We start from the raw sequence: 24516 nt of genomic DNA, 5'->3' as shown, positions 1-24516 counted from the left end.
GTAAAGGGAAGCCGGTATCGGTAAGCCGCGGGCTTTAGGATCTTGAACCCATACGGCGATGAATGAGGAAGACATAGACGAGCACCGAGCCGATATCCGCGGCGGCTATGACCAGTCCCATCGGCAGCGCCGTCCCGCTCCCTCCGAGCCCCACCAGCGGAGCGACCAGCGCTCCGAACAGCAGGGACATCAGTCCGAGCAGGGCCGAGGCACTCCCCGCGGTACGGCCATGATTCTGCATGGCCAGCGAGAAGCCGGCTGTCGATACGATCCCCACGCAGGAGACGACGAGAAACAACGGAGGCAGAATCCAGGGCAGCGGGGCTTTCCAGGCCAGAACGATAAGCAGGCTGACTCCCCCTAGGGCTGCAAGGAGCAGCCCGGCGATCAGCAGGCGCTTCTCTCCCACCTTGGCCGCCAGACGGCCGGTGACCTGTCCCGCCAGAATGATGCCCGCCCCGTTCATGGCGAACAGAAGGCTGAAGCCTTGGGCGGAGACCCCGTAGATCTCCTGAATGACGAAGGGAGATCCGGAAATATAGGCGAACATGGCCGCCGTCACGAGCCCTTGGGCGAGCGCGTAGCCCATGAACACCCGGTCCTTCACGAGGGTGCCGAAGGTGCGCAGCGTGTTGCCGAGTCCGGCCTCCGAGCGAAGCCCGGCCGGCAGGGTTTCGGGCAGGCCCAGCAGCACGCCGGCCAGCATCAAGAGGGAGATGACAGAGAGAACGACGAACAGGCCCTGCCACGGAATCAGCTTCAGCAACTGGCCCCCGGCAATAGGCGCCAGAATTGGCGCGGCTCCGTTCACCAGCATGAGGAGCGAGAAGAACTTTGTCAGCTCCGGGCCTTCATACAGGTCGCGGACGACCGCCCGCGAGATGACGATCCCCGCGGCGCCGGCGAAGCCCTGCAGGAAACGGAGCACGATCAGCAGGCCGACCGACGGGCTCAGGGCACAGAGGAGCGACGCGGCGGCATAGACGACGAGGCCTGTGATAAGGGGCCCCTTTCGGCCGCGGACATCGCTGATCGACCCGGCGAAGAGCTGCCCCACCGACAGGCCGAGCAGGCAGGCGGTCAAGGTCAGCTGGATGATCGAGGTTCCGGCATGAAGTTCTTGTTCGAGTGCCGGCAGAGCGGGCAGGTACAGGTCGAGCGACAGGGGACCGAACGCCGACAGCGAGCCGAGCAGGATCGCCATCCAAGTACGGCGTGAGCGGGCACGCTCTCTGTCGTCGGGTAGAGGTAGGGATTGGGAAGCCGACATGGTGTAGGTTCAAACCTTTCTGAAGAGCATGGCTCCTTAAGTTAGTCATTTTACGTTTCACAGCATACCTCAAAAAACGCCCGAACGGAAGGCCTTCTCCTTCTGTCGGGCGCAAGCGGGATGCTGTTTCTTTTTCCGGTTAGGGTGCCAGCCACCGTTCCTTATTCTGATCGGCCATCTCTTCCATTATGCCGGTGATTCCATACGTTAGCTTCCAATCCGGATAATGGGCTTTAAATTTAGATAAATCCGTTACATACCACATGTGATCTCCTTGCCGGCTGGAATCGGAATATTGATAAGCCATGGGGTTACCCGAAATCTTCTCCGCCAGCTGAATGGCTTCCAGCAGGGAGACGTTGGATTCTCTTCCCCCTCCTAAATTATAGACTTCTCCCCCGCGTCTCGGGCTGCTGTAGAAAGCGTGGAACGCCCTTACCACGTCACGGGAATGAATGACGTCCCTCACCTGCTTTCCTTTATAGCCATAGATGGTATAGGGGGTTCCGGTAACCGCGCATTTCATTAGATAATTGACAAATCCATGGAGCTCCACGCCGGCTTGACGAAACCCGGTCAGCACGCCTCCCCGGAAACAAACCGTTTTGAAATTAAAATACTTCCCATATTCCTGTACCAGCAAATCCGCAGAAAGCTTGGATGCGCCGAATAACGAATGCATGCATCCATCCACACTCAGGTGTTCCGGAATACCCATTTGATAGGGATGGGCGGGATCGATTTCCCAACGGAGCTTCTGTTCTACAAGAGGCAGCCGGTTGGGATTATCCCCGTATACCTTATTAGTCGAGGTGAAGACAAAGACCGCTTCCGGACAATGCTGCCTCATGGCCTCCAGTAAATGAAGGGTTCCCTTCGCATTCACATCGAAATCGACGACCGGATCCCGCGCCGCCCAATCGTGGGAAGGCTGAGCCGCCGTATGAATGATTAAGTCAATCGCGGAACCGTACTTCTGAAAGATTTGGTCCACCGCTTCCTTATCCCGAATGTCGGAAGAATAGTGAACATAGCTCTTCCCTAACAAGGACTCCAAACGCCGCCGGTTCCATAGGGTAGATCCTGAATCCCCGAAAAAGGTCTTCCTCATATCATTATCTATTCCGACAACGGTAAATCCGAGTCCCGCGAAATACTCCACCGCTTCGGAGCCGATTAAACCCGAGGCGCCGGTAATCAAGGCCACTGCCAATGGAACCCCTCCTTTATGTCCTTAGTTTATGTGGGACATAGGGTTGGGGTAACGCAGGCACTTACCCTAATCAGCCGTCTACGGGTGAAGTGCCGTGTCCAAAGTTCGGGTGGACCATAACCTAAACTAACCATGCTTGAAAATAGGGAAACGTAAAGGAGGTCTCCGGATTGAGTACCGAGGTCAGCATTATCATGAATTCCTACAACAAATATCCGATGAATCTATTCAGCTTAATGGCCCTTAAATACCAAACCTTCGATCCTTCCAAGATGGAGGTTATTTTTGTGGATGACGCTTCGTCTGACCGCACCCCTAAGCTTAGCCGTTTCCAAGCTCCCTTTCCTTTCCGTTACATTCGCTCCGATAAGAATTTGGGCCGATCGGCTGCCAAAAATGTCGGCATTGCCGCCGCTTCCGGAAAAATCATCATTATGCTGGATGCCGAAATGCTGGTTCACCGCCGTTATGTGGAAAGGCATTACCGCTACCATTCCCAAGAAGACAATCTTGTAGTAACCGGATGCATGGGCCACAACGGAATGTTCTCCGTCCTTCACCCGGCCTTTAACAAAAAGCAGTTTAAACATTTCTACTCCCTTATCCGCAAACGCCCTCTTCTTCGCAAAAAATGGAGATTGACCTCTTGGAGCAGAAGGAGAAACATCCGGAAGCTGACGGCTCGAATCCAAAAGAGGAGCCGGCCTGTCCGGCTTCTGAAAGAAGAGGCCATTAAGAACAGGAAATTTCATCGCTATACCTTTACCGACCCGCTCCGGCCGGAGGTCCTGCGCAAGTTCGGCAGCCGGTACGAAGGGTATCATCTGCCTTGGTATTGTGTGGTGACCCACAGTCTTTCTTTCCGGAGAAGTCTGTATGAGGAGGTCGGCCCTTTCTATGAAGGGTTCGAGGGCTGGGGATTCGAGGATTGGGAATTCGGCTACCGGTTATACAAGCATGGGGCTAAGTTCCTCGATGACGGCCGCACTCCTATTTATCATCAGGAGCATCCCACTCAACCCTACGCCTCCATTAAGAGCGACAACTACAAAAATTACCGAAAATTTTACCAGCGGCACCGTGACTTTGAAGTGGGCCTTCATACTTTGCTTCTGCTCGGCATCAGGGATTTCGTTTCCATAAACGATCTCGTCTCCGAGTACAAAGAAATGACTTCCGATTCGACGGAGAAGTACCAGGCGTTTCTAAATTCGAGTATGACTTTGTTTGAGAAGATAGCCGACCGTTTGGTAAACGAACAGCCGGTCAAGAATCTGGGCGATGTCCTCTTCGAAGATCAGCCGGGAGCCTATGAGGCTTTCCAAAATGAGCTTTCCCTGCTGAGAGAAGAAGGCCGATTTCCCGGTCTGGTTAAGTCTTTCCAGAAATTATTGGAGAGGTAGGTGATTAGAGAATGACCTTCGACGTCAGCATTATCATCCCGACTTACAACAAAAAAACGGAGGTTAGGTTAACCCTGCATTCTCTCGAGAAGCAAACCTTCGACCTTTCCAGAATGGAGGTTATTCTGGTCGATGACGGGTCAACCGATGGAACGTTAGAGAGTCTGCAAGGCTATTACCCTGCCTATTTTTTGCAGTGTCTCCGCAGCGACTCCAATACCGGACGCTCCGCCTCCCGAAACCGGGGAATTCATGCGGCAAGCGCTCCCCTGCTCATCTTCCTGGACGCCGAAATGATTGTGGAGCCGGATTTTGTCGCCAATCATATGAAATATCAGGAGGGAGCCGATAACCTGGTCGTAACGGGTGTGTTTACCGGCTTCCGAGGCCTTTACTCCATTCTTTCCCCTTCTTTCAAGTATAGCCAGTTCAAACACTGCAGACGGATAGTACGGAAATGGCCATCGATTCGGAAGCACTGCACGACCGCCCGTACTTTGAAGCGATATATAAAGCGAAGTGGCCGGCCCAAACAGCTGGTCAGGCTCGCGCATATCGATTCCGGGCAGTATAAAAAATTGTCGTTCGAGAAGTCGTTCTACTACAAAAAGCATGTCCTCGCCCATTTTGGTCCGGAGTTAAAAGGTTTTCATCTGCCTTGGATCGGTTTTCTTACAGGGAACATTTCGGTAAAGAAAGCATTAGTGGAGAAAGCCGGTTATTTCGATGAGAATTTCCAGGGCTATGGCTTTGAGGACTGGGAGCTCGGCTTCCGTCTATTCCAGAACGGCGCCCGCTTCTATGCCGGTGAAGGGATCGTGTGTTACCACCAGGAGCATCCTTTTTCGGAGTCCGCCCGCAAGGCCCAGCTTACCGGAAATTTATTGAAATTTTATGAGAAGCACCATGACCTAGGAATCGCCCTGATCGCCCTTCATCAAATGGGAAAAATAAATTATTTTGAGATCAACCGGACGATACAGGAATATTACCATTTGAAAGACCGGTTCCCGGATTCCTTCCGCTTATTCAGGGACCGTTTTGTCCGGGCTCTCCATACCCTGCTTATTAAAAGAGCCCGGGGCCGTAAGGTGACGGGCTCCCTGTTGTTCTCCAACAAAAAAAAACCTAAGCTTCTGGAGAAGCTGAGCGCTGAAAGAAAAGCGTTAAGCCGTACAGGGGACTATAAGCAGCTGGCGGCTGTTTTCGGTATCCTCCTTCGTCTATAGATCAGAATCGGCATGGCCCCGCTTATACGAAAATAAAAAGAAAAAATGGCTTGGAGGAAACTCCGAGCCATTTTTTTGAGTTACATGCCGAACCAAGCAATCTCATTACCTCTTGTTACTTCCCGAGCCCTTCATATACATAACCCCATTGAAGCATTTTCCGGGAATCCAGAACATTTCGGGTATCCAGCAAATAGGGAACCTTCATCGCCGGCCGGGCCGATTCCCAGTCCATCGCCAGGTAACAATCCCAGTGGGTGAGAAGGACGGCGGCGTCCGCGCCTGCCAAGACCTGCTCCGGGCTTTCGCAGTATTCCACGGCGAGATCCGGATTGAGCCTTCTGAACATTTCCATCCCCTGGGGATCATGGACTTTGACCCTGGCCCCCAAGCTCTCCAGCTGCCGGGCCATGACCTGAGCCTGCGTCTGCCGGGCATCATCCGTATTCGGCTTGAACGTAAGGCCGAGAAGGCCGACCGTTTTACCCGGCAGGGATTTCAACCGGGACTGAACCTTGCTTACGCAGTAAAGAAGCATGCGGTCATTGGCTTCCACGGCAGCCGCTGTGATCGATTGCTCGCATCCGTATTTGCGGCTTGTGGCAAGAAGCTCGGCTGTATCCTTCGGAAAGCAGCTTCCGCTCCAGCCGCTGGAAACCTCAAGAAATTTATGTCCGATCCGGCTGTCCAGCCCCATTCCTTTCGCGACGTCCGTGACATCGGCACCCAAGGTTTCACATAAACGCGCCATTTCGTTGATGTAGCTGATCTTGACGGCCAGGAAGGCATTGGAGGCATATTTGATGAGCTCGGCGCTTTTGGTGCCCGATTCGAACCATACTGCGGGAGGACGGGTACCCGGTGCAGGGACCGCTCCTCTCAGCATTTCATACCCTTCCCTATTCAGGACGGGTCCATAAAGCGACCTCATGACCGTCTTGGCCCTGCTGCTATCGGTGCCAATGATGATCCGGTCGGGGTAAAAAACATCCTCCACGGCATACCCTTCCCGTAAAAATTCCGGATTGCTCACGACATCGAAGTCCTTTCCGGATGTCAGCCCTGACGTCTCTTCGATAAGAGAACTTACCAGGTCGGCTGTTCCCACCGGCACGGTTGACTTGTTAACAATTACCGTGTAATGATCCGGATTCAAATGTCTGCCTATGGTCCTGGCCGCTTCCTTGACGTAGCTCAAATCCGCCGTTAAATCGGCTTTGGATGGGGTTCCGACGCAGATGAACACAACCGAGGCACGGCCTACCGCGTCGTAATCGTGAGACGCAAACAAGGTCGTTCCCGCGCATTCATGCAGAAGCTCCTGCAGACCCGGCTCATAAATCGGGCTCGTTCCGGCACGTATGGCCTCTATCTTCCGGGGGTCCAAGTCGATAACGGTGACGGTATGGCCCAGAACAGCGAAAGCGGCGGCGGTGACGCTTCCCACGTAGCCTGCGCCGATACAAACGATGTTCATAGCTCCCCCTGCCTTTTTCCTCGAAGGAGTTGGGAATAAGCCTGGATCGTCCGCTTCAATCCTTCCTCCAAAGGGACAAGAGGGCTCCAGCCAAGCACCTGCCGGGCCTTCGTTATATCGGGACGCCGCTGCATGGGGTCATCTTTAGGCAGGTCCTGATAAACAATACGGCTTTCCGAGCCGCTTACCTGTTTGACTTTCCGGGCAACCTCCAGGATGGTGTATTCTTCCGGATTGCCGATGTTTAGGATTTCACCGTCGGCCTTGGATTCCCTCATCATGAGCATCAGCCCCCTTACCGTGTCATCCACATAGCAGAAGGACCGGGTCTGAGACCCGTCCCCATACACCGTGATATCCTGTCCGGTTAAAGCCTGGGTGACGAAATTGGAAATGACTCTTCCGTCGTCATTGCGAAGCCCTGCCGAATAAGTGTTAAAAATTCTTGCCACCTTGACCGGTACCCCGAACTTCGTAAAGTACTCGTAGCAGTAGGTCTCTCCCAGTCTTTTGGCTTCGTCGTAGCAGGCCCGGGGTCCCCACGTATTGACGTTTCCCCGATAGGTTTCGGATTGGGGATGAACGGCCGGGTCTCCGTAAGCTTCACTGGTACTGGTATACAATAGCTTTGCCTTGTTTCTACGGCACAGCTCCAGCATATGGAAGGTTCCCCTCGTATTCACCTCGATCGTTTCCAGGGGATGGCTTTGGTAGAACTTCGGCGATGCCGGAGACGCCAGATGATAAATTTCATCAGCCCGTTGAAGCTCCGGCAGATCCATAACCATAGGCGAGGCGGCGTCCCCCTGAATAAACAGAAACCGTTCCGATCTTTTTAATTTCTTGATATTGTCTTTTTGTCCGGTAGACAGATTATCCAACCCGATCACAACGCAGCCTTCCTTAAGCAGCTGCACCGCCAAATGATAGCCCAAAAAACCGGCGGCCCCGGTAAGGACGACCTTTCTCATGTTACTCACCCCGCTGTGCATTAAGGAATAGTACCTCCGTCCATTATGATATGGCAAAGGCACAAGAACGACCTGTAGGTCTGTCTAACCGACTCCAAAATGGGCATGCCTGGGCAATTACCTATGGGAAAAACAAAAAAACCGGAACCCCTTGCGGGCCTCCGGCTTCTGACACGTTTAATACTATTCCAAATTGCGGAAGGCGTCGGCTGCCTTCACGTCCCCCTTCAGGCTGCCGTTCTTCTTCATCCAGTCGATGACCGACTGCCAGGAGGCTTCGGTCTGGGAGCCGAATTTGTCCTTGCCGTTGTCCATAAGCGGAAGAAGCACCTGGAGGCTCTTCTTCTCGATCTCGGGATCCAGCTCGAATTCCTTGTTTTGCTTGTCGAGCACGGTCTTTAGGGCTTTGTCCGGATTTTTGGCCGTGTACTCCTGCCCTTTGCGGGCCGCCTGCCAGAAAGCCTTGATGGCATCGCCCTTGGATTTGAGCCCATTCTCGCTCGCCGTGAGCACAAGCTCGTAATAGTCCGGCACCCCGAACTTGGCCGGGTCGAGGGCCACCAGCTTGATGCCCTCTTTCTCGAGGAGCAGCTTCTCATGGTTGATGTAGCCGCCGATAATGGCGTCAACCTTGCCGGTGGTCATGGCCGGGATGAGGTCGTAGCCCACGTCGATGAATTGAACCTTGGACGGGTCTCCCCCGTCCGCCTTCACCATGGTGGTCACTTTATCCTGGTCAATCGGGAAGGACGGGTAGCCGACTTTATGCCCGGCCAGGTCCTTGGCGGACTTGATCCCGCTCTTCTCGCTTGCGAATACCTGATTCAGCGGATGGCGGACGATGGAGGCGACGGAGACGATCGGAATGCCCTCGGCGCGCGACAGCGCCACCTGCATCTGGTAGCTGATGGCAAGATCGGCCTTGTCGGCAGCGAGCAGCTTAAGCGCATCGTTCGTGTCGGCCGGGGTCTGCAGGTTAACCTTCAGTCCGGCTTCCTTGAAGTAGCCCTGCTCCTCCGCCGCAAACAGGAAGCTGTGAACCGCATTCGGATACCAGTCGAGCAGGACCGTCAGCTCCGTCAGCGGCTTATCGGCCGGCTTTCCGGCAGGCGTTCCGGAAGCCGCCGGCTCCTCCTTCTTGGCGCAGGCCGCCAGGCCTAAGGCCAGCACGCCGGCCAGCAGGAGCGAGCCTGCTTTTTGTAAATTTTTTCTCATGGGTAACCCTCCACTTTGTATGGTTTCTATTGTCTTTGCCGTATTCCGCTGATTCTAACGCCGCATACGCTTCGTCAGCCGGGCCTCCAGCGCCCAGGCGAGAAGGAAGAGCAGCAGCCCCATGACGGAGAGCAGGAGAATGGCCGCAAACACCTGCTCCGCCCGCAGCATATTGGACGCCCGCTTGCTGAACATGCCGAGTCCCGCCTCGGCTCCGAGCCACTCCCCGATGGTCGCTCCGACTACGCTGAAGGCGGCGGCCATTTTGAACCCGGTGAAGAAGCCCGGCAGGGCCGAAGGAACCTGCAGCTTCAGGAACAGGTCCCGCTTTCGCGCCCCCATCGTCTTCATCAGATCGCGGAGGTCCGGATCGACCGTCCGCAAGCCGTCCACCGTATTGACGGTGACCGGGAAGAAGGTGAAGAGGATGACGACGGCGATTTTGCTCCAGATCGTGTAGCCGAACCACATCACCATGACGGGCGACAACGCCACGATCGGAATCGTCTGGGAGATGACCACGAGCGGGTAGACGGCCCGCCGGGCCAGCTTGGAGCTGTGAATCCAGGCCGCCACCGTCACTCCGAAGAGGACGGAGAGGGCGAGACCCGCGAGCGCCTCCCGAAGGGTGACCACGGAATGCTTAAGGAGCACGTCCCGCTGGTCCCACAGGGCGGCGAGAACGCCGGAGGGCCGGGGCAGGATGAAGTGCGGGATGCGGAAGACGACGGCCGCCGCCTCCCACGCCAACGCTAGCAGCACGAGGAAGAGCAGGGCCGGTCCGTTGCGCCGGATCATCGGTCTTCGCCTCCTTCGGTGCCCGAGCGGACCGGCTGGCTGCCGGAGCCGACGCCGTCCGGCCCGGTGCCGCGAAGCCGCTGCAGCACCTGCTTCTTAAGCTCGACGAAGGCCGGGTCGAGCGTCGTCTCGTAGGTGCGCGGACGCGGCAGCGGCACCCGCACCTCGTGCAGACGCCGGATCGGCGTCTCCTCGACGAGCAGCACGCGGTCGGACAGGAGCAGCGCCTCCTCGATATCGTGGGTGATGAACAGCACCGTCTGCCGGTGCTTCTCCCACATGGCGAGGAGCCACTCCTGCATCCCGACCCGCGTCATCGCGTCGAGGGCGCTGAACGGCTCGTCGAGCAGAAGCAGCTCGGTGCCGCCCAGCACCGCCCGTAGGAACGCGACGCGCTGCCGCATGCCGCCCGAGAGCTCGTGCGGGAGCCGGCCTTCCGTTCCGGCAAGGCCGAACGCTGGCAGCAGCTCCCGCACACGGCGTTCCGCCTCCCGGCGCGGGACGCCCTTCAGCTCGAGCGCGAGCGCCGCGTTCTGCAGCACGGTGCGCCACGGCAGCAGAGCCGCGTTCTGCGGCATGTAGCCGACGCGGCCGAGCAGGCCGGCAGGCGGTGCCGCAGCGGCACCCGAGCGGGCCGCCTGCCGCCCGGCGGAAGCCTGCGCCGGGGCGGACCCGGTCGCGCCGCCAGCGGCAGGCGGGCCGGCGATGGCCGTGCCCGCGCGGCCGCGGAGCGTGATGCCGCCGCTGTCCGGCTCAAGCAGGCCGGAGAGGAGGCGGAACACGGTGCTCTTGCCCGTGCCGCTTGGGCCGAGCAGCGAGACGAACTCGTTGGCCTCCACCTCGAACGAGAGGTTATCTATCAGCGCCGGTGCCGGGGGAAAGCGGTAGCTTACCCCCTCCACCGACAGAATCGGTTCTTTCATTCGTTACCACATCTCTTTCTTGTAAGCCATGTCCCAGAACCGGTATTCATACCGCGAAGCCGTTACGAAGAGCTCCTCCAACCTCCGGAGCGCCGGTTCAGGCAGCCCCTGGGCCAGCCGATTCATCCGGTCGATAAGCCAGTCCGTGATCTTGCCGAACTCCTCGGAAGCGTAGGTTAGAATCCATTCTCCATAGAGAGGATGATCCAGGGCCCCGGGATAGTCCTTGAACAGGACGCCCACTTCCCGGTAGCTCCACATGCAGGGCAATAAGACCGCCACCAGGTCGGCGAGGGAGCCCTTCTCCGCCACCCCCAGCATATACCCGGTGTAGCCGAGCGTAACCGCCGAAGGCTTCGTGTTCTCGAGCTTCGCCCGTGTTATACCGAAGGAGGAAGCCAGCCGGCGGTGGGCATCCATCTCCCCGTGCAGGGTCGAGTGCACCAGCTCGGCGAACCAGGCCATGTCCGCTTCCTCCTCCGCCTTCACGATCCCGAGGGCAAAAAGCTTCGCATAGTCCAGCAGATACACATAATCCTGGCACAGGTAGAAGGCGAACCGGTCCGGAGCCAGGGTCCCTTCTCTTAGTTCATACAGGAAGGCATGGTGATGGCTTTCCTGCCAGATGGGCCGGGCTGCGGCGTACAGCCTGTCCGTAAAGTTCTCCATTCGCGGTTCCCCCTGACGTATAGTAATGAACAGCCGAAAGGCGAGGTTCACATGCAGGCCAATGCAAAAAAGGCCCGCGGATAATCGCAGACCACAAGGCATGTGCAGGCACACGTCGAATTCTCTACGCTGGCATTATCCAGTTCAGATTAACGGTCAGCGACACCCGGTCGCACTCTCAGCCTGACTTCATCAAGCCCCCGCATTCCCTATTCATTTGATATCACCATACACCAATCTCCCCCTGGTACGCAAGGAGATTTTGCATCCCGTCCGGTTCACCGGGGGTAGCCGACTGCGTCCTCCCGCTTATTTCCTTCTGCGAAAAGGGCTAAAGAATTGCCGTTTTTGTTGATTTGGCGGCGGTTCTGTGTCAAGATATTCGATAGACCTTTCATTTACAGACGGAACAGGAGAACTGACTACATGGCCAAGCGTTTTTTTCGGCTGCTGACCGAGCTGTCCTCACGCAAATCGGTTTCCCAATTGACCGGGGTCTTCGCCAAATCCGGAGCCAGCCGGCGCCTTATCCCCTGGTTTGCCAAGACATACGGAATTCGGATCGAAGATGCCGAAAAGCCGGTTTCCGAATACAAGTCGCTTAACGACTTTTTCACCCGGCGCCTGAAGCAGGGGCTCCGTCCGATCGACCTGACCGCCTCCGTGCTCGTCAGTCCGGTGGATGCCCTCATTACCGGCATGGGCGAAATCCGGACAGGCCAGCTGTTTAATATCAAGGGGCAGGATTATACAGTCGATGAGCTGCTCAACCAATCCCCCCGCACCGTTAATTATAAGGACGGCTTTTATTTCGTGCTCTATTTGAGCCCCACGGATTACCACCGGATTCATTCTCCGGTGACGGGCCGGATTATCGAGAAGGAGCATATCCCCGGGAAGGTATATCCCGTCAACGAGTTCGGCCTGCGCCATATGAAGCGGGTGCTGAGCCGCAACGAACGACTCGTAACCTACCTGCACAACGAATTCGGCGAAACGGCCGTAGTCAAAGTCGGGGCGATGAATGTAAGCAGCATTCAATACGTCGAAGGTCTCGGGGATACCCTGCAGATCGGGGACGATCTCGCCTATTTTGAATTCGGCTCCACCGTCGTCCTTCTGATGGAGAACGGCACATTCGATGCCCGGGACGATCTGGATGTCGGCAGCAAGGTGCGCATGGGCGAAGCGCTCGGCCGCCTGCACGCGAAGGAATAAGGCTTCATTTTATAAGGTTAATCTCAAGGGGATGAGGGCGCTCACTCCCTTTTTTCTAAATTCAGGAGGGAAATCCGCATGTCACTTGCCGCGAACGTCCAGCCGGCCGCCAAGCCCACGCTTTACCGGATCCTTTTTGCCATCGGCCTGGTACATTTGTTCAATGATTCCATTCAATCCGTTATTACCGCCATTTATCCCATTCTGAAGGATTCCATGAGCTTGAGCTACGGCCAACTGGGCTGGATCGGCTTCGGGCTCAGCTTCACCGCCTCCCTCATGCAGCCCGTTGTCGGCATGTATACGGATGCCCGGCCTTCGCCTTATCTGCTGCCGCTCGGGATGGGTTCCACCTTTATCGGGATGCTTCTGCTTGGCTTCGCGCCGAGCTACCCGCTTGTGCTGCTTGCCGTTGTCTTCGTGGGCATCGGCTCGGCCGTCTTTCACCCCGAGGGCTCACGCGTTTCTTATATGGCCGCCGGAAGCCGGAGGGGCCTGGCCCAGTCCATCTTCCAGGTAGGGGGCAATGCCGGGCAGGCGCTCGCCCCGATTCTCGCCGTGTTCGTGTTCTACCCGCTCGGCCAGCACGGAGCCTTCCTCTTCATGATCGTGGCGGCCGCCGCGATCTTCGTGCAGCTGCAGATCGCCAAATGGTACGGGGAGCAGCTGCGGGTGAACCCGCGTGCCAAGGGAGCGGCCCGTCCCCGGACGTCCGGCACCGGTACCAAGCTGGCCGTGGCGGTCACGCTGCTGGTCTTTCTTGTTTTTGCCCGCTCGTGGTACCATGCCTGCATCTCGAACTTCTATCTCTTCTATTTACATGAACACTGGGGGCTGTCGGAGCAGAACGCGCAGCTGTTCATCTTCAGCTTCCTCGCCGCCGGTGCCGCCGGAACGTTCTTCGGAGGCCCTCTCGCCGACCGGTTCGGACGCCGGAACATCCTGTTCCTGTCCATGCTCGGAGCCGCGCCTTTTGCCCTGGTGCTGCCGTACGCTCCTCCCGTCATAGCCTTCGTGCTGCTGCTCGTCATGGGCTTCATTCTGCTCTCGAGCTTCTCGGTGGCCGTCGTCTATGCCCAAGAGCTCATTCCGGGCAAAATCGGGACGGTCTCCGGCCTGATCACCGGCCTTGCCTTCGGCCTCGGCGCCATCGGCTCGGTCTTCATCGGCAACCTGATTGACTGGACGTCCCTGCCCTTCGTCATGAAGGCGTGCAGCTTCCTGCCGTTGATCGGCCTGATGACCTTCTTCCTCCCTTCGGATAAGAAGCTGAAGGAATGGTCGGGAGAGTAACGGCCGATTTCCAATCCCAAGAACCCGCCCCGGCTGACAGCCGGAGACGGGTTCTTTTGGGTTGAACGCTAGGGTCCCCCCGCTCTTTGTTTTTGGTTCAGGCGGGCTCATGAATCACGCGAAGGATCGCCATGGTGCGAAAGAACAGAAACAGCGCGATCACCGGATGAAACGCGGCCAGCCAACCGACCTCCCCTGGCAGCATGGCGCTTAGAGCGATCAGAAGCACCATCCCGGCGAGCATCCCGGTTTGCGTCCGGATGTTGTGGGGTAGGCGGGCGGCGAAGGAGATCAGCAGCATTAAGAAAGGAAGGACGGAGATGCCTTCGGCGAACCTTCCATGGGTACTCCAGTAGCCCGCATGGTGAAATAAGGCCAGACCGGCCAGCCAAGCTTGAAGGACAAGACCGATCGCAAACAGCCAAGCCAGTCCTTTAAACAGCTTCTTTGTCATCCTGATCAGCGGCTCCTTTCGTTCATTCAATATTTGTATTAATACAAATATTAGTTATGCACAATTGTTTTGTCAATCGGTTTATATAAAAAAACAAGTCCTCTCCGGAGGACTTGTTCTTATTCGTGCGGGAAGTGCATCTTCCTCATGATGGTCAGCAGCAGACGGATGCTGGCTTCTACCTGCTCCCTCTGCTCTTCGGGAACCTGCTGCAGGATGACGGCTGACCCTTGGATCATCTTGCCGCGGATCTGCTCCAGCAGGGTGCGGCCCGTGTCCGACAGGCGAATGAGCACCTCGCGCCGGTTATCCGGGTTCAACTGGCGGTCGACATACCCGTTCTTCACAAGCGGGTCCAGCGTTCGCGTCAGCGTGGAGGTTTCAACCCCCAGTCTGCCTGCCAGCTCCCCATGCCGGAAAACGTTCTCCCCAATTTCCATGACGATATGGACCTGCTTGGGCGTCAGCCCTTCCACGAAGGACCTATTCGAAACAAGCACCGTCGATTTGATTAATACTTCATTGAAAAACTCGCCCAATAGAGCCGGATTCATCGGGATCACCTGGTTTGGTTGGATGGTGGATATTCCCTTATTGTACGGCGTAAAGATGTAAAGATGCAACAATTGCCTTTTGTAGGGATTGACAGCGAGGAGGAGTTGCCCTCATACTTAACACAATACATTATTTGTATTCATACAAATATCGAACAAGGAGAGGTCCTTCCATGATCCGCTATATCCAACCGGTCAAGGATGCTGCTTTCAAGCCGATATACAATCAGATTCAACGGGATTTCGGACTTGTCGGGGATATTTTCAAAATGCACTCTCCCTCCCCTCCCCTGCTTGCCGGACTATGGGCGGCGCTGAGGGAAACGCAGCTGGTCGGAGACGTTCCAAGGAAGCTCAAGGAAGCCGTAGCGGTCGCCGTCTCCCATATCAATCGGTGCCCCTTCTGCGTGGATGCGCACAGCGCGATGCTGACCGCCTCGGGAGATAAAGAGACGGCGGCTAGAATCCTACACAGCCAAACAGAGCTTATTTCCGATGATCGGCTGCGCGAATCGGTGGAGTGGGCGCTGGCGACACGGTCGCCCGGTTCCCTTCGGCTCCGGAATCCTCCTTTTTCCCGCGAACTCGCACCGGAAATGATCGGAACCGTCGTCATCAACCATTACATCAACAAGATGATGGATGTGCTGCTCAACCAAGCCATCCTCCTGAAGAATAAGCTGGTCCGCAGCGCCTTGTTCCGAGCTGGCGCCGTTCTGTTGGCGTCCACGGTGAGAAGAGGCAAGCAGCCGGGGGAGTCCCTCTCCTTCTTGCCGGATCGGGAAGTGCCTCTCCCCGGGAAGCTGGACTGGGCGGCGCCTCACCCTACGGTCTCCCGGGCGTTCGCGTGCTTCGCCGCGTCCGTTCAAGAAGCGGGGGAAAGCGTTCTTGACGAATCCGCACGCGCCGCCGTTCAAGCTTATCTGGAGCAATGGAGCGGGCAGGATCCCGGGATGAGCCGCCGATGGGTCGATTCCCCCACCGGGCACCTGACCGGTTCCTCCCGGACGGCCGCACGGCTTGCTCTTCTAACCGCCGTCACACCCTATCAGGTCGACGATGAGCTTATTCAGGCCTTCCGTTCGGCCTATCCCGAAGACCGCCAGCTCCTGTCCGCCTTATCATGGGCGAGCTTTTCCTCCGCCTGTACCGTCGGCTCCTGGTGCCGGTAGAAGCCGACCGGCATAAAGAAAGACGGCCTCCTTCCGGAGAACCGTCTTCATGACTTGCCATAAGAGCCTTCCGCTTAAGCTGGTGTCCCGGCTTGGTCGTTACCCTTGAAGAATCTTGGTAAACTCCTTGCATGCTTCCGGGTAATGCTCGTCCACCTCTTCGAGCAGATGCCCGGCCGGAGACAAGTCTCCGCTTCGGCCTGCCAGCTCCAAGCGCTCGAAGTAGTTGGCGAGCGATTTCAGCCCCAGGCTCGCGCTGGAGGATTTCAGGTCATGGGCGAGGGCACGTGCCTGCTCACTGTCCTGCTCCCCGACCGCCTTCTTCAGCTGATCGATCTTGTTAGGCGTATCCTGGCAGTACAGCTCGAAGAGGGCGCCCAGGATGGAACGGTCCTGGTCTTCGTTCAGGGCGATGATCTCCTCAATGATCTGCAGGTCAAGCACCGGAGCGGCATTCGGCTCGGGAGAGGCTTCCTCCTTGACAACGGCCTCGCCCGGCATCCAGCGGGAGAGGACTTCCTTCATCTTCTCCAGGTTGACCGGCTTCGTCATGTAGTCATCCATTCCCGCCTGAATACAGCGGTCCCGGTCACCCTGCATGGCATTTGCCGTCATGGCGATGATGGGAAGACGAGGCAGGCCGTTCTCCTTCTCCCATTCGCGAATCCGTCCGGTAGCCTCGAAGCCGTTCATGACCGGCATCTGGTTGTCCATGAGGACGAGGGCGAAGCTGTTCTGCATGATCTCATCCAGCGCTTCCTGCCCGTTTCCTACCGGAATAACCTTTGGAATCCCCAGCTTCTTCAGCTGCAGCAGGGCGACCTGCTGGTTAATGGGATTATCCTCCGCCAGCAGCACCGGCAGGTTCAGGTCCTTGCCTTTCAGGGAGGCGGTGAATTTCCGTCCGTCCGGTCCCTCGCCGGCGGCCCTTCGGTCTTCGTAGGTAGAGGTGACGGAATGCTTCTCCAGCTCCAGCTCGAACCAGAACGTGGACCCTTTGCCCAGCTTGCTCTTCACTCCGATTTTGCCGTTCATGAGCTCCAGCAGCCGTCTTGAAATCGAGAGGCCCAGTCCGGTCGAGCTGTATTTATGGGTAAAGGAATTGTCCGCCTGGAAGAACGGCTCGAACAGCTTCTTGACGTTCTCCTCCGAAATCCCGATTCCCGTATCCTTGACCTCAAAAAGCAGCCGCTGCTTGGCCCCCGTATCGGCCAGCAGGTCGACGTTGATGTCGATCCGCCCCTCCTCGGTAAATTTGATTGCATTTCCGACGAGGTTAAGCAGAATTTGCCGGATTCGGTCCGAATCCCCGAGCAGGTTGTTCTCAATGCCGGGATGAATCCGGTGAACGATGGCGTTGTGACGCTTGTCCGCCCTCGGCTCCATCAGCTGAATGATATGATCGATCAGCGTTTTGAGCTGGAAGCCCTTGATTTCGAGCCTCATTTGACCCGCCTCAATCTTGGACAGATCGAGAATATCGTTGATGATCGTCAGCAGCAGGTTGCCGGAATCCAGTATGATGGATACCGACTTCTTCTGCGCATCCGACAGAGTGGAATGATAGAGCAGCTCCGCCATGGCGATGATCCCGTTCATCGGGGTCCGGATTTCGTGGCTCATCGTCGCCAGGAAGGTGCTCTTCGTCTGGTTGGCCTGCTCCGCACTCTCTTTCGAAAGCTTGAGCTCGATGTTCGTCTTGGCCAGCTGCCTCTGCAGAGAGACAAGCTCATTGTTCAGCGCCGAGAACTCATCATAGGCCTTCTGCTCCTGCTCTAGCTTCTGGATCATCTCCTGGGAAAGCTTCTTGATGGTATCCCTAAGCGACACCATCTGCTGGTTGTTGATCTTCATCAACTCATCATAGAAATACGAATAAATCGAATTGTAACGGGACCCTACGACAAGGATGTTCTCCTCAAAGAGTCCTCCATTAAAATAGAACAGCTCCGTGCGCTCTCCTAAGTTAATGTTCAGCTCCCAATTGAAAATGGCTTTGTTCTCTCTAACTTCCTTCAGAAATTCCTTGAATTTCAAGGAGTTCATCTCGTCCATAATCGAATGGACTCCCCGGGTGGGGTCCAGCTTGCCGGACAAGTTCAAGTCGTCCCGTATGATATGGGCGATTCGCCCGTCATGGTCACAAAGCAGGGAAATAACGGTATCCCGATCTTCTGTCACGAATAACCTCCCATTCGATAGCCGTTCCTATGGCTTTAACCCGCGGCCCCGATCAGGCCGGTTGCGCTGGCAATCGCTTGCTTGGCATCCCGGGCAAAGCCGTCCGCCCCAACGCTTCTCCAAAGCTCCTGGTCGATGTTAAACGGCAGTCCACCCACGATAATTTTCGTATCCCGGCAAGCCTCGTGGCTGCGGATTTCTTGAATCAGGTCCTTTACCAGGTTGACGTGAAAGGTCATGGTCGCGGAGATCGCCATAACGTCGGCCTTCTTGTCGATGATGCTCTGGATAATCGAGCGCTTCGGGACGTTGGCTCCTAAATAATAAGTGTCCCAGCCTTCCATCTCAAAAAAGTCAGACACCATGCGCAGGCCGATTTCGTGAAGCTCCTCCCCTACGCAGGCGGCGACGAGATTCCGTCCCTTGCGGGCTGTGGCGAAAATATAAGGATACAGCTGCGACATGATCATCTGCGTAGCCGCCGTACAGTAATGCTCCTGGGCGACATTAATCTGATTGGTCTGCCACAGCCGTCCGATCTCATATTGGGACCGTTGAAAGATATGGAGATAGATCTCCTCCACCGTCCTCGTGCGGGCCAGCTGCATGATCAGCTCGCTCGCCGCCATCCGGTCTCCCTTGAGAAGCATCTGGGTGTACAGCTCCGCTTCCTGATGAAGCGGCGTGCCTTCCTCCAGAAAGGTCGGGCTTTCCCCAAGAGGAAGCTCTACCTGGCGGATGGCCGGGTCTAGATAGTCTTGTACGATTAGGTATACCTCTTCGTCCACTATTTCCCGGATCGCCTCCTTCATGGCTCTCAGGTTAACCGCCAGCTCCTCGGACGTCACCTTATAGCCGGCAAGCAGGGTCTTGAGCCAACTGATGTAGCTGGAGAACAGCAAGGGACTCTGCATTTGGATGCTTTCGGATAAATATTTCAGGTTATATAGCGTGTCCTGGCGGGTGCGCCTGCGGCCGTTCTCCCCGAAACGGACCATCAGGTCCGGCTGCTGCTCATACTGCATTCGGGTAACGAGATCCGCCAGCTCTTCCTTCCGCTCGGCGATGATCGACCCAGCGGTTTGATGGGCACTCCCTGTAGTCGTCTTCTCCACGGCACTCCCCCCTTTATTCTGCCCGGACGAGGAACCGGCGCACGGTCGGCTTAATATTCGCCAGCTCCTGATCCGGGTATTTCTTCTCCAGCTCATGAATTCGTTTGAAATCTTCACTGGTCACCCAAGAGACGTAAGCTTCTTTCGTCTCCCAGGTCATATGCACGGTCAGCTCCTCCGGCTTGGCTTCGTTCTGAAGCAGCTGGAAAGAAAGAAAACCCGGCTGCCGGTCGACCGAGCGGGACCGGTTCTGGTACAGACCGATCACCTCTTCGGCTTTTTCTTCCGGAACGGTAACGATCGATTGAACAATATACATGAATCCCCCTCCTTCTATGGACAGTGGGCTTTTTTTTCTTTCCTAAGACCGAAAACAGGAGGCCACTGGTTCTCTGGTCCTGCTACCTCCTGCCTGTCCTATACGTTTTTTTCACTTGCTATTATAGCATAAATCTTAAATCCGCACTTAACCACTTACCTTTCCCCCTCCCCTAACCCGTTTACTCTTCTCGGGAAACGCCGAAAAGCCCCGCCTTCCGGCGGAGCCTCTGCTTCGATGGAACCAGTGCCTTATTCGGTAACTTTGTTGGCGAGAAAGCTTCTGTAGGGCGCACGATAATCAATAGGAAAGCAGAACTTCATTTGCGGATAAGTCACTAAAGGGGTCAGGGCAGACCTTTCGTGCAGCCCGGAACGAGCAGGCAGATGCCCAGAACCAGACAAGCGGCCGCAAACAAATACGATTTCCACTGCTCGGACATGGACTTCCTCCTTGGATCGAATCGGCTGGATTAGGACCGCCAGCCCCCATGGATCAGGTCCCCGGCGGTAATCCGCAGCAAGAACGAGCTCGGTCTCACCCACGTTGGCGTCATGGGGCAAGCTCCCAGGTGTAAACTTAGTCCTCCGGGGTTCTCTCGCCGGGCCGGCTTCCGTTATTGTACGCCGTCTTGTCTTCCCCTTCCTCCGCTTCTCTTATTTTTGGACGGATCTCCCCTTTTGCTCACCGTTTGAAAACCGTTATCCGACGCTGCTTCCTCTCCTTTCCGCCGCAGAATATTTGCGGGTATGCCAGTGGACCTCCGAGTTAAATTCGGAGAGAGCCTCCTTCAACCGGGCGGCGATTTCCCCGTTCAGCTCGAAGCCGTCCTCCGTCCGCTGGATTTGGGAATCCAGGAGGAATACTCCTCCGAGGAGAGTGGGCGAGCCCAAAGCCGACAGCACCGGCTTCAGGGCATAATCGATGGCGAGCAGATGGGCGATCGTGCCTCCGACGGCGAGCGGAAGGACGATTTTGCCGGCCAGTCCCTTCTGCGGGAGCAGATCGAGAAACGCTTTAAGCACACCCGTATACGAGGCCTTGTAGACCGGGGTTGCGAGGATGACCGCATCCGCCTCCTCCACAAGCCGGTTGGCCTCCAGGATGGCCGGACTGTCGAATTTCGCATGAAGCAAATCCTCCGCCGGCAGCTCCCGGACGTGGATCCATTGGGCCGTGTGGCCGGCCTCCCGGACGAGCCGCTCGGCGTAATCCAGCACCCCCGTCGTTCTTGACGAGATAGACGGACTTCCTGAAATCAGTATCACTTTTCCCATGGTTGATCTCCTCCCGATTGTCACTTACGGCAGACGGCCATAAAAAAAGACCTACTTCCCTAAGCTTCAAGCTTAAGGCGGCAGGTCTCCGGCTGTCCGGTAGACGGAATTATTCGGTTAATAAGGCGCTATTGGCCGGCGGTACGGCCGGAAACGTCCTGCCTGGAGGCGCTGACGGCATCAAACCGCTTACGCTCCGTTCTCTCAATCTGCACGATCCGCCCTTCATGGACGATGATCTGAACGGAACCGTACTCCATCCCGGATAAGCTTTTCACAATGCGGCTCTTCCACAGATCGTCGATCTCCAGAGGCTTTGCCATGCTTTTTCCTCCACCCTGAATAGTGTTTAGCCTAAACGGCAAAGCTAATTATGATTATCCCCATCCGTTTAGGCGGATTTGAATCAAATAAAATAGCTCTGCGGAGCCATCGTGAAGCCGAGCCATTCGATGGTTTTGCCGATCAGCTGTTTGACGCTGTCTTCTGAGGAATAAGTATGATCCGCGCGGTAAATGATTTCCTTGTCGCAGTGGCCGGCAGGCCGGATCCGGAGGACCTTCTGGTACAGAAAGCTGTAGTCGACGGGAATGACCTCGTCGCTGGTTCCATGCGCAAGAAGAACGTCCCCAGGGAATTTCTTCACCTCTTGAAACGGATGATGCTTGGACAGGGATTCGAAGAAACCGGCGGTCAGGCCGTAGCCGTAATAGTCGGCTCTGCCTTTCCCGAGGACTTCCTCATAGAGAGGCCGTCCCACAATGCGGACGATGTCGTTAAACGGATTGGCTACCGGCGACCACAGCACGAGCTTGTTGACCCGGTTGTCTTCGACCGCCGTGTGGATTGCCGCCGCGCCGCCCAGACTGTGCCCGAGAAGAATAACCCGGTCCGGGTCAGCATCCGGTAAGGAAAGACCGAAGTCGATGACGGATCTCGTCTCCGCAATCAGTTCATGAAGTCCGCCGCGGCCGTAGTCACCCTCGCTTTCCCCGCAGCCGGCATAATCGAAACGGATCACCAGGAACCCGCTGGAGCTGAGGGCTCTCGCCGTCTTCACGAAGAGACGGTCCACCCCAATGCGGTTGCCGAGGAAGCCGTGACAGATGATCACAAGCGGCTTACGGGCAGGAGTTTGATTCCCCTCAGCAGGGGGTCGGTGAATGGTGGCGGCCAGCTTTCCGTTAGGGGAGGCAATGACAGCTTGCTGTTCCATAGGGATCTCCTTTCGATAGATGCAGGAGAGGGAGTTGGCCCTGTCCTTAACCTATAATTCCTATTGTCTTACTTGGTATTAACGTTATATTAGCATCTTGCACCCATGCCGTCAATTGTTTTTTCTCCCTATGGAAGAAGTATAGGCCTTCCCCTCACGTTGCATATTAGAGAAGCATTCTCACGGCTTTTTGATGCCCGCCAAGCCATTCTTAAGAAGGAGTTGAGGAGTACATGGAAGCCGGAAAAAAATGGGACCTGATCTCCCTTGCCTCGATTCCTCTTATCATGACGCTCGGAAACTCCATGCTCATCCCGATTCTGCCGGGCATCCGCAAGACGCTCACGGTTACCTCCCTGCAGGTAAGCCTGATTATAACGGTATACTCTTTGGTCGCGATCCCTCTCATTCCTATTGCCGGAATTCTGTCCGACCGCCTGGGCCGCAAAAAGGTGATTGTCCCGAGTCTGATCATCGCGGGTCTGGGAGGAGCCCTTTCCGGATACGCCGCCTGGAAGCTCAATAACGCTTATCTGTACATCCTGATAGGACGGGTCCTTCAGGGAGTAGGCGCCGCCGGGGCGGCACCGATCGTCATGCCGCTCGTAGGCGACATGTTCCACCGCCAAAGGGATGTGAGCAGCGGCCTGGGGCTTATCGAGACGTCCAATACGGCCGGGAAGGTCATCAGCCCCATTCTCGGCTCCCTCCTTGCCTCCTGGATCTGGTTCCTGCCCTTCTGGGCCATTCCCGTCTTCTGCCTGATCTCCATTCTTATGGTCCTCTTCCTGGTCCGAACCCCCAAGGACCGCGAAGCGCCGCCGGTCAGCATGGGAAGGTTCTGGAAGCATTTGAAGGCCATCTTCAAGCAAAAGGGCCGCTGGCTGTACGCGATCTTCTTCATAGGCGGAATCTGCATGTTCGTGGTCTTCGCCACGCTGTTCTTTCTGTCGGGCATGCTCGAGGAGCAGTACGGCGTCGACGGAATTCGGAAGGGAAGCATCCTTGCCATTCCGCTGGCTGCCCTCAGCCTGACTTCCTACTTCACCGGCCGGGCTATCGGCCGGAACAAGAAGAGGATGAAGTGGCTGACCTTCCTCGGGATGCTGTTCCTGACGGCGGCCGTGTCGGCCTGCGGCTTTTTTCATCCTTCGCTCTATGTGCTGATCGGCCTTCTCTGCCTGTCCGGGATCGGAATCGGACTCGCCCTCCCCTGTCTGGACGCCTTCCTTACAGAAGGAATCAAGAAGGAGCAGCGCGGCACGATCACGTCCATCTACAGCAGCATCCGGTTCGCCGGGGTAGCCGCCGGGCCGCCCGCCGCGTCCATCCTGTCCGACCGCTTCTCTCCGGCACTGATGTTCTTCGCTATTGCCGCCATGTGCCTCATCTCTGCCGTGCTGTCCCTGTTCGCCATCAAGCCGGGCCAAGCTCCCTCCGGCAAACGGAGAGCCCGCACCGTCACCCGGGGCCGGCGGACGGGCCAAGTCATCTTCACGAGCCGGACCGGCTCCTTGCGCAAGGAAGTCTTGTTTATCCCGAGACGTCCCCGCCGTTCCTGATTATCCTTGGCGGTGAACCACCATCTCCGCCGTGACAGGGTAATGATCGGACGCATCCGTCTCGGTTACCCAGGCTTTCGCGGTGATGCCGGGAGTGACGAGCACATGGTCGATCTCGCCTCCGTAAACGAGCGTCTTCATCTGACGCTGCAGATGAACTTTGGCCCAATGCTCCTCAATCGGCTTCATAAGCCGGTTGCCGGCCCCCATGTTGAAGTCGCCGAGCAGCACGGCCGGGCCTTTAACCTCCTCCAGGCTCCTCATCAGCAAAGGGACCTGCTTGCGTCTCTCCCGCTCCGCCACCCCCAGGTGGGTATTGACCACCGTCAGTTCTCTTCCCTCTACCGACAGTCTTACTTTCAGGACGCTCCTTCTCTCCGTCAAGCCGGGCATGAAAGAGAAGGACTGCTCCAGAATCGGGAAGCGGGACAACAGGCCGTTGCCGTACTGTAGGAACCTCAAGTTAAGGCTCGGGGCGAAGGCGGACTGCATGCCTAGCTCCCGGGCGAGAAGCTTGATCTGGTCCTTCCATCCGCTGCGGGGCTGGTACCGGTCCACTTCCTGCAGCGCCGCCACATCGGCTCCGGAGCGGCGGATCACCTCGGCAATGCGTCCGAGATCCGTTCTTCCGTCCATCCCTTCCGCCCGGTGTATGTTGAAGGTCATGATTTTCAAATGCACAAAGCAATCTCCTTTGCAGGCGGCAGCCGGGGGTCGTTCGGCCGTCCGTCTAATCTGTACGCAAATGGTAGCATAACCGCCGAGGAACGGGCAAATAACCGGCCTTCCCGCCCGAAACGCCCGTCCCCTTTTCCATTCCAATAATTGTGTTTGAGTCCTTTCCCGAGAGGGTAAGAATGAGGGATGGGCCAAAAAGAAAGCCCTTACTTATTGCTGACGGCAAGTGCTTGTTCCGATAAGAACGGCATCTCGCTTGTCTTGTGCTGTTTTTGTGCTGCCGGCTGATCGTAACGAACCGAACGTCAA

General features: G+C 56.6%; 23 protein-coding genes and 1 riboswitch. Of the genes, 6 read left to right on the top strand and 17 right to left on the bottom strand.

The annotated features are described in order from the left end of the window. Positions 1 to 34: 34 nt before the first annotated feature. Together MJA45_RS07425 and MJA45_RS07420 are read right to left on the bottom strand one after the other, a co-directional pair. Complete coding sequence (locus MJA45_RS07425; RefSeq protein WP_315606634.1) at positions 35 to 1204, bottom strand: multidrug effflux MFS transporter; 1170 nt, start codon at positions 1202 to 1204, stop codon at positions 35 to 37. A 205-nt stretch (positions 1205 to 1409) separates the two neighbouring features. Next, positions 1410 to 2477 carry an NAD-dependent epimerase/dehydratase family protein gene (locus MJA45_RS07420; protein ID WP_315607955.1) on the bottom strand — a complete coding sequence of 356 codons (1068 nt, stop codon included), beginning with the start codon at positions 2475 to 2477 and terminating at the stop codon, positions 1410 to 1412. 176 nt (positions 2478 to 2653) lie between these two features. Between MJA45_RS07420 and MJA45_RS07415 the strand changes: the two genes are divergently transcribed. Then, positions 2654 to 3886 (top strand): glycosyltransferase, encoded by a 1233-nt coding sequence (locus MJA45_RS07415; protein ID WP_315606633.1) that lies wholly within the window; start codon positions 2654 to 2656, stop codon positions 3884 to 3886. Positions 3887 to 3897: 11 nt separating this feature from the next. Next, complete coding sequence (locus MJA45_RS07410) at positions 3898 to 5115, top strand: glycosyltransferase family 2 protein (RefSeq protein WP_315606632.1); 1218 nt, start codon at positions 3898 to 3900, stop codon at positions 5113 to 5115. 115 nt (positions 5116 to 5230) lie between these two features. Here the strand turns inward: MJA45_RS07410 and MJA45_RS07405 are convergent, their stop codons facing one another. The 6 genes from MJA45_RS07405 to tenA form a co-directional block, all read right to left on the bottom strand. Further along, complete coding sequence (locus tag MJA45_RS07405; protein ID WP_315606631.1) at positions 5231 to 6592, bottom strand: UDP-glucose dehydrogenase family protein; 1362 nt, start codon at positions 6590 to 6592, stop codon at positions 5231 to 5233. Beyond that, positions 6589 to 7563: a UDP-glucuronic acid decarboxylase family protein gene (locus tag MJA45_RS07400; protein WP_315606630.1), complete on the bottom strand. Its 975-nt coding sequence runs from the start codon at positions 7561 to 7563 to the stop codon at positions 6589 to 6591. Before MJA45_RS07400 ends, MJA45_RS07405 begins: the two co-directional genes overlap by 4 nt. A 183-nt stretch (positions 7564 to 7746) precedes the next feature. After that, positions 7747 to 8778: an ABC transporter substrate-binding protein gene (locus MJA45_RS07395; RefSeq protein ID WP_315606629.1), complete on the bottom strand. Its 1032-nt coding sequence runs from the start codon at positions 8776 to 8778 to the stop codon at positions 7747 to 7749. Between the two features lie 54 nt (positions 8779 to 8832). Further along, positions 8833 to 9576 carry an ABC transporter permease gene (locus MJA45_RS07390; RefSeq protein ID WP_315606628.1) on the bottom strand — a complete coding sequence of 248 codons (744 nt, stop codon included), beginning with the start codon at positions 9574 to 9576 and terminating at the stop codon, positions 8833 to 8835. Further along, positions 9573 to 10499, bottom strand: coding sequence for an ABC transporter ATP-binding protein (locus tag MJA45_RS07385; RefSeq protein ID WP_315606627.1), 927 nt, complete (start codon positions 10497 to 10499; stop codon positions 9573 to 9575). Before MJA45_RS07385 ends, MJA45_RS07390 begins: the two co-directional genes overlap by 4 nt. 3 nt (positions 10500 to 10502) lie before the next feature. Continuing rightward, positions 10503 to 11168 carry a thiaminase II gene (gene tenA, locus MJA45_RS07380; RefSeq protein WP_315606626.1) on the bottom strand — a complete coding sequence of 222 codons (666 nt, stop codon included), beginning with the start codon at positions 11166 to 11168 and terminating at the stop codon, positions 10503 to 10505. Positions 11169 to 11272: 104 nt separating this feature from the next. Beyond that, positions 11273 to 11382, bottom strand: a riboswitch (TPP riboswitch). Positions 11383 to 11594: 212 nt separating this feature from the next. On the opposite strand from tenA, the gene asd reads away from it, so the two are divergent. Together asd and MJA45_RS07370 are read left to right on the top strand one after the other, a co-directional pair. Next, positions 11595 to 12386, top strand: coding sequence for an archaetidylserine decarboxylase (asd, locus tag MJA45_RS07375; RefSeq protein WP_315606625.1), 792 nt, complete (start codon positions 11595 to 11597; stop codon positions 12384 to 12386). A 78-nt stretch (positions 12387 to 12464) separates the two neighbouring features. Next, on the top strand, positions 12465 to 13679 hold the full coding sequence (locus tag MJA45_RS07370) for an MFS transporter (RefSeq protein ID WP_315606624.1): 1215 nt from the start codon (positions 12465 to 12467) through the stop codon (positions 13677 to 13679). Positions 13680 to 13776: 97 nt separating this feature from the next. On the opposite strand, the gene MJA45_RS07365 is transcribed toward MJA45_RS07370, so the two are convergent. Together MJA45_RS07365 and MJA45_RS07360 are read right to left on the bottom strand one after the other, a co-directional pair. After that, a complete protein-coding gene (locus tag MJA45_RS07365) occupies positions 13777 to 14133 on the bottom strand; it encodes a DUF6220 domain-containing protein (protein ID WP_315606623.1) in 357 nt (118 codons plus the stop codon). A gap of 119 nt (positions 14134 to 14252) precedes the next feature. After that, positions 14253 to 14687 carry a MarR family winged helix-turn-helix transcriptional regulator gene (locus tag MJA45_RS07360; RefSeq protein ID WP_315607954.1) on the bottom strand — a complete coding sequence of 145 codons (435 nt, stop codon included), beginning with the start codon at positions 14685 to 14687 and terminating at the stop codon, positions 14253 to 14255. Between the two features lie 173 nt (positions 14688 to 14860). Between MJA45_RS07360 and MJA45_RS07355 the strand changes: the two genes are divergently transcribed. Then, positions 14861 to 15859 (top strand): carboxymuconolactone decarboxylase family protein, encoded by a 999-nt coding sequence (locus MJA45_RS07355; protein ID WP_315606622.1) that lies wholly within the window; start codon positions 14861 to 14863, stop codon positions 15857 to 15859. A gap of 99 nt (positions 15860 to 15958) precedes the next feature. Here the strand turns inward: MJA45_RS07355 and MJA45_RS07350 are convergent, their stop codons facing one another. The 6 genes from MJA45_RS07350 to MJA45_RS07325 all read right to left on the bottom strand — a co-directional run bounded on the left by MJA45_RS07350 (position 15959) and on the right by MJA45_RS07325 (position 21967). Beyond that, on the bottom strand, positions 15959 to 18040 hold the full coding sequence (locus tag MJA45_RS07350; protein WP_315606621.1) for an ATP-binding protein: 2082 nt from the start codon (positions 18038 to 18040) through the stop codon (positions 15959 to 15961). A 35-nt stretch (positions 18041 to 18075) separates the two neighbouring features. Continuing rightward, positions 18076 to 19155 carry a cobalamin-dependent protein gene (locus MJA45_RS07345; RefSeq protein ID WP_315606620.1) on the bottom strand — a complete coding sequence of 360 codons (1080 nt, stop codon included), beginning with the start codon at positions 19153 to 19155 and terminating at the stop codon, positions 18076 to 18078. 13 nt (positions 19156 to 19168) lie between these two features. Continuing rightward, positions 19169 to 19474: an antibiotic biosynthesis monooxygenase family protein gene (locus MJA45_RS07340; protein WP_315606619.1), complete on the bottom strand. Its 306-nt coding sequence runs from the start codon at positions 19472 to 19474 to the stop codon at positions 19169 to 19171. Positions 19475 to 20175: 701 nt separating this feature from the next. After that, positions 20176 to 20751, bottom strand: coding sequence for an NADPH-dependent FMN reductase (gene ssuE / locus MJA45_RS07335; protein ID WP_315606618.1), 576 nt, complete (start codon positions 20749 to 20751; stop codon positions 20176 to 20178). Positions 20752 to 20879: 128 nt separating this feature from the next. Beyond that, entirely contained in the window at positions 20880 to 21074 is a 195-nt protein-coding gene (locus tag MJA45_RS07330; RefSeq protein ID WP_315606617.1) for a YezD family protein, read from the bottom strand. 83 nt (positions 21075 to 21157) lie between these two features. Then, positions 21158 to 21967: an alpha/beta hydrolase family protein gene (locus tag MJA45_RS07325; protein ID WP_315606616.1), complete on the bottom strand. Its 810-nt coding sequence runs from the start codon at positions 21965 to 21967 to the stop codon at positions 21158 to 21160. Positions 21968 to 22200: 233 nt separating this feature from the next. Between MJA45_RS07325 and MJA45_RS07320 the strand changes: the two genes are divergently transcribed. Next, the gene (locus tag MJA45_RS07320) at positions 22201 to 23529 is read left to right on the top strand and encodes a bacillibactin exporter BcbE (RefSeq protein WP_315606615.1); all 1329 of its coding nucleotides are present in this window, start codon (positions 22201 to 22203) and stop codon (positions 23527 to 23529) included. On the opposite strand, the gene MJA45_RS07315 is transcribed toward MJA45_RS07320, so the two are convergent. Next, complete coding sequence (locus MJA45_RS07315; protein WP_315606614.1) at positions 23530 to 24210, bottom strand: endonuclease/exonuclease/phosphatase family protein; 681 nt, start codon at positions 24208 to 24210, stop codon at positions 23530 to 23532. Positions 24211 to 24516: the final 306 nt, after the last annotated feature.

It is taken from the genome of Paenibacillus aurantius (assembly GCF_032268605.1).
Lineage (GTDB): Bacteria > Bacillota > Bacilli > Paenibacillales > NBRC-103111 > Paenibacillus_AO > Paenibacillus_AO aurantius.
The sequence above is the reverse complement of the archived record's forward strand: the minus strand, read 5'-3'. Positions and strand labels throughout refer to the sequence as shown.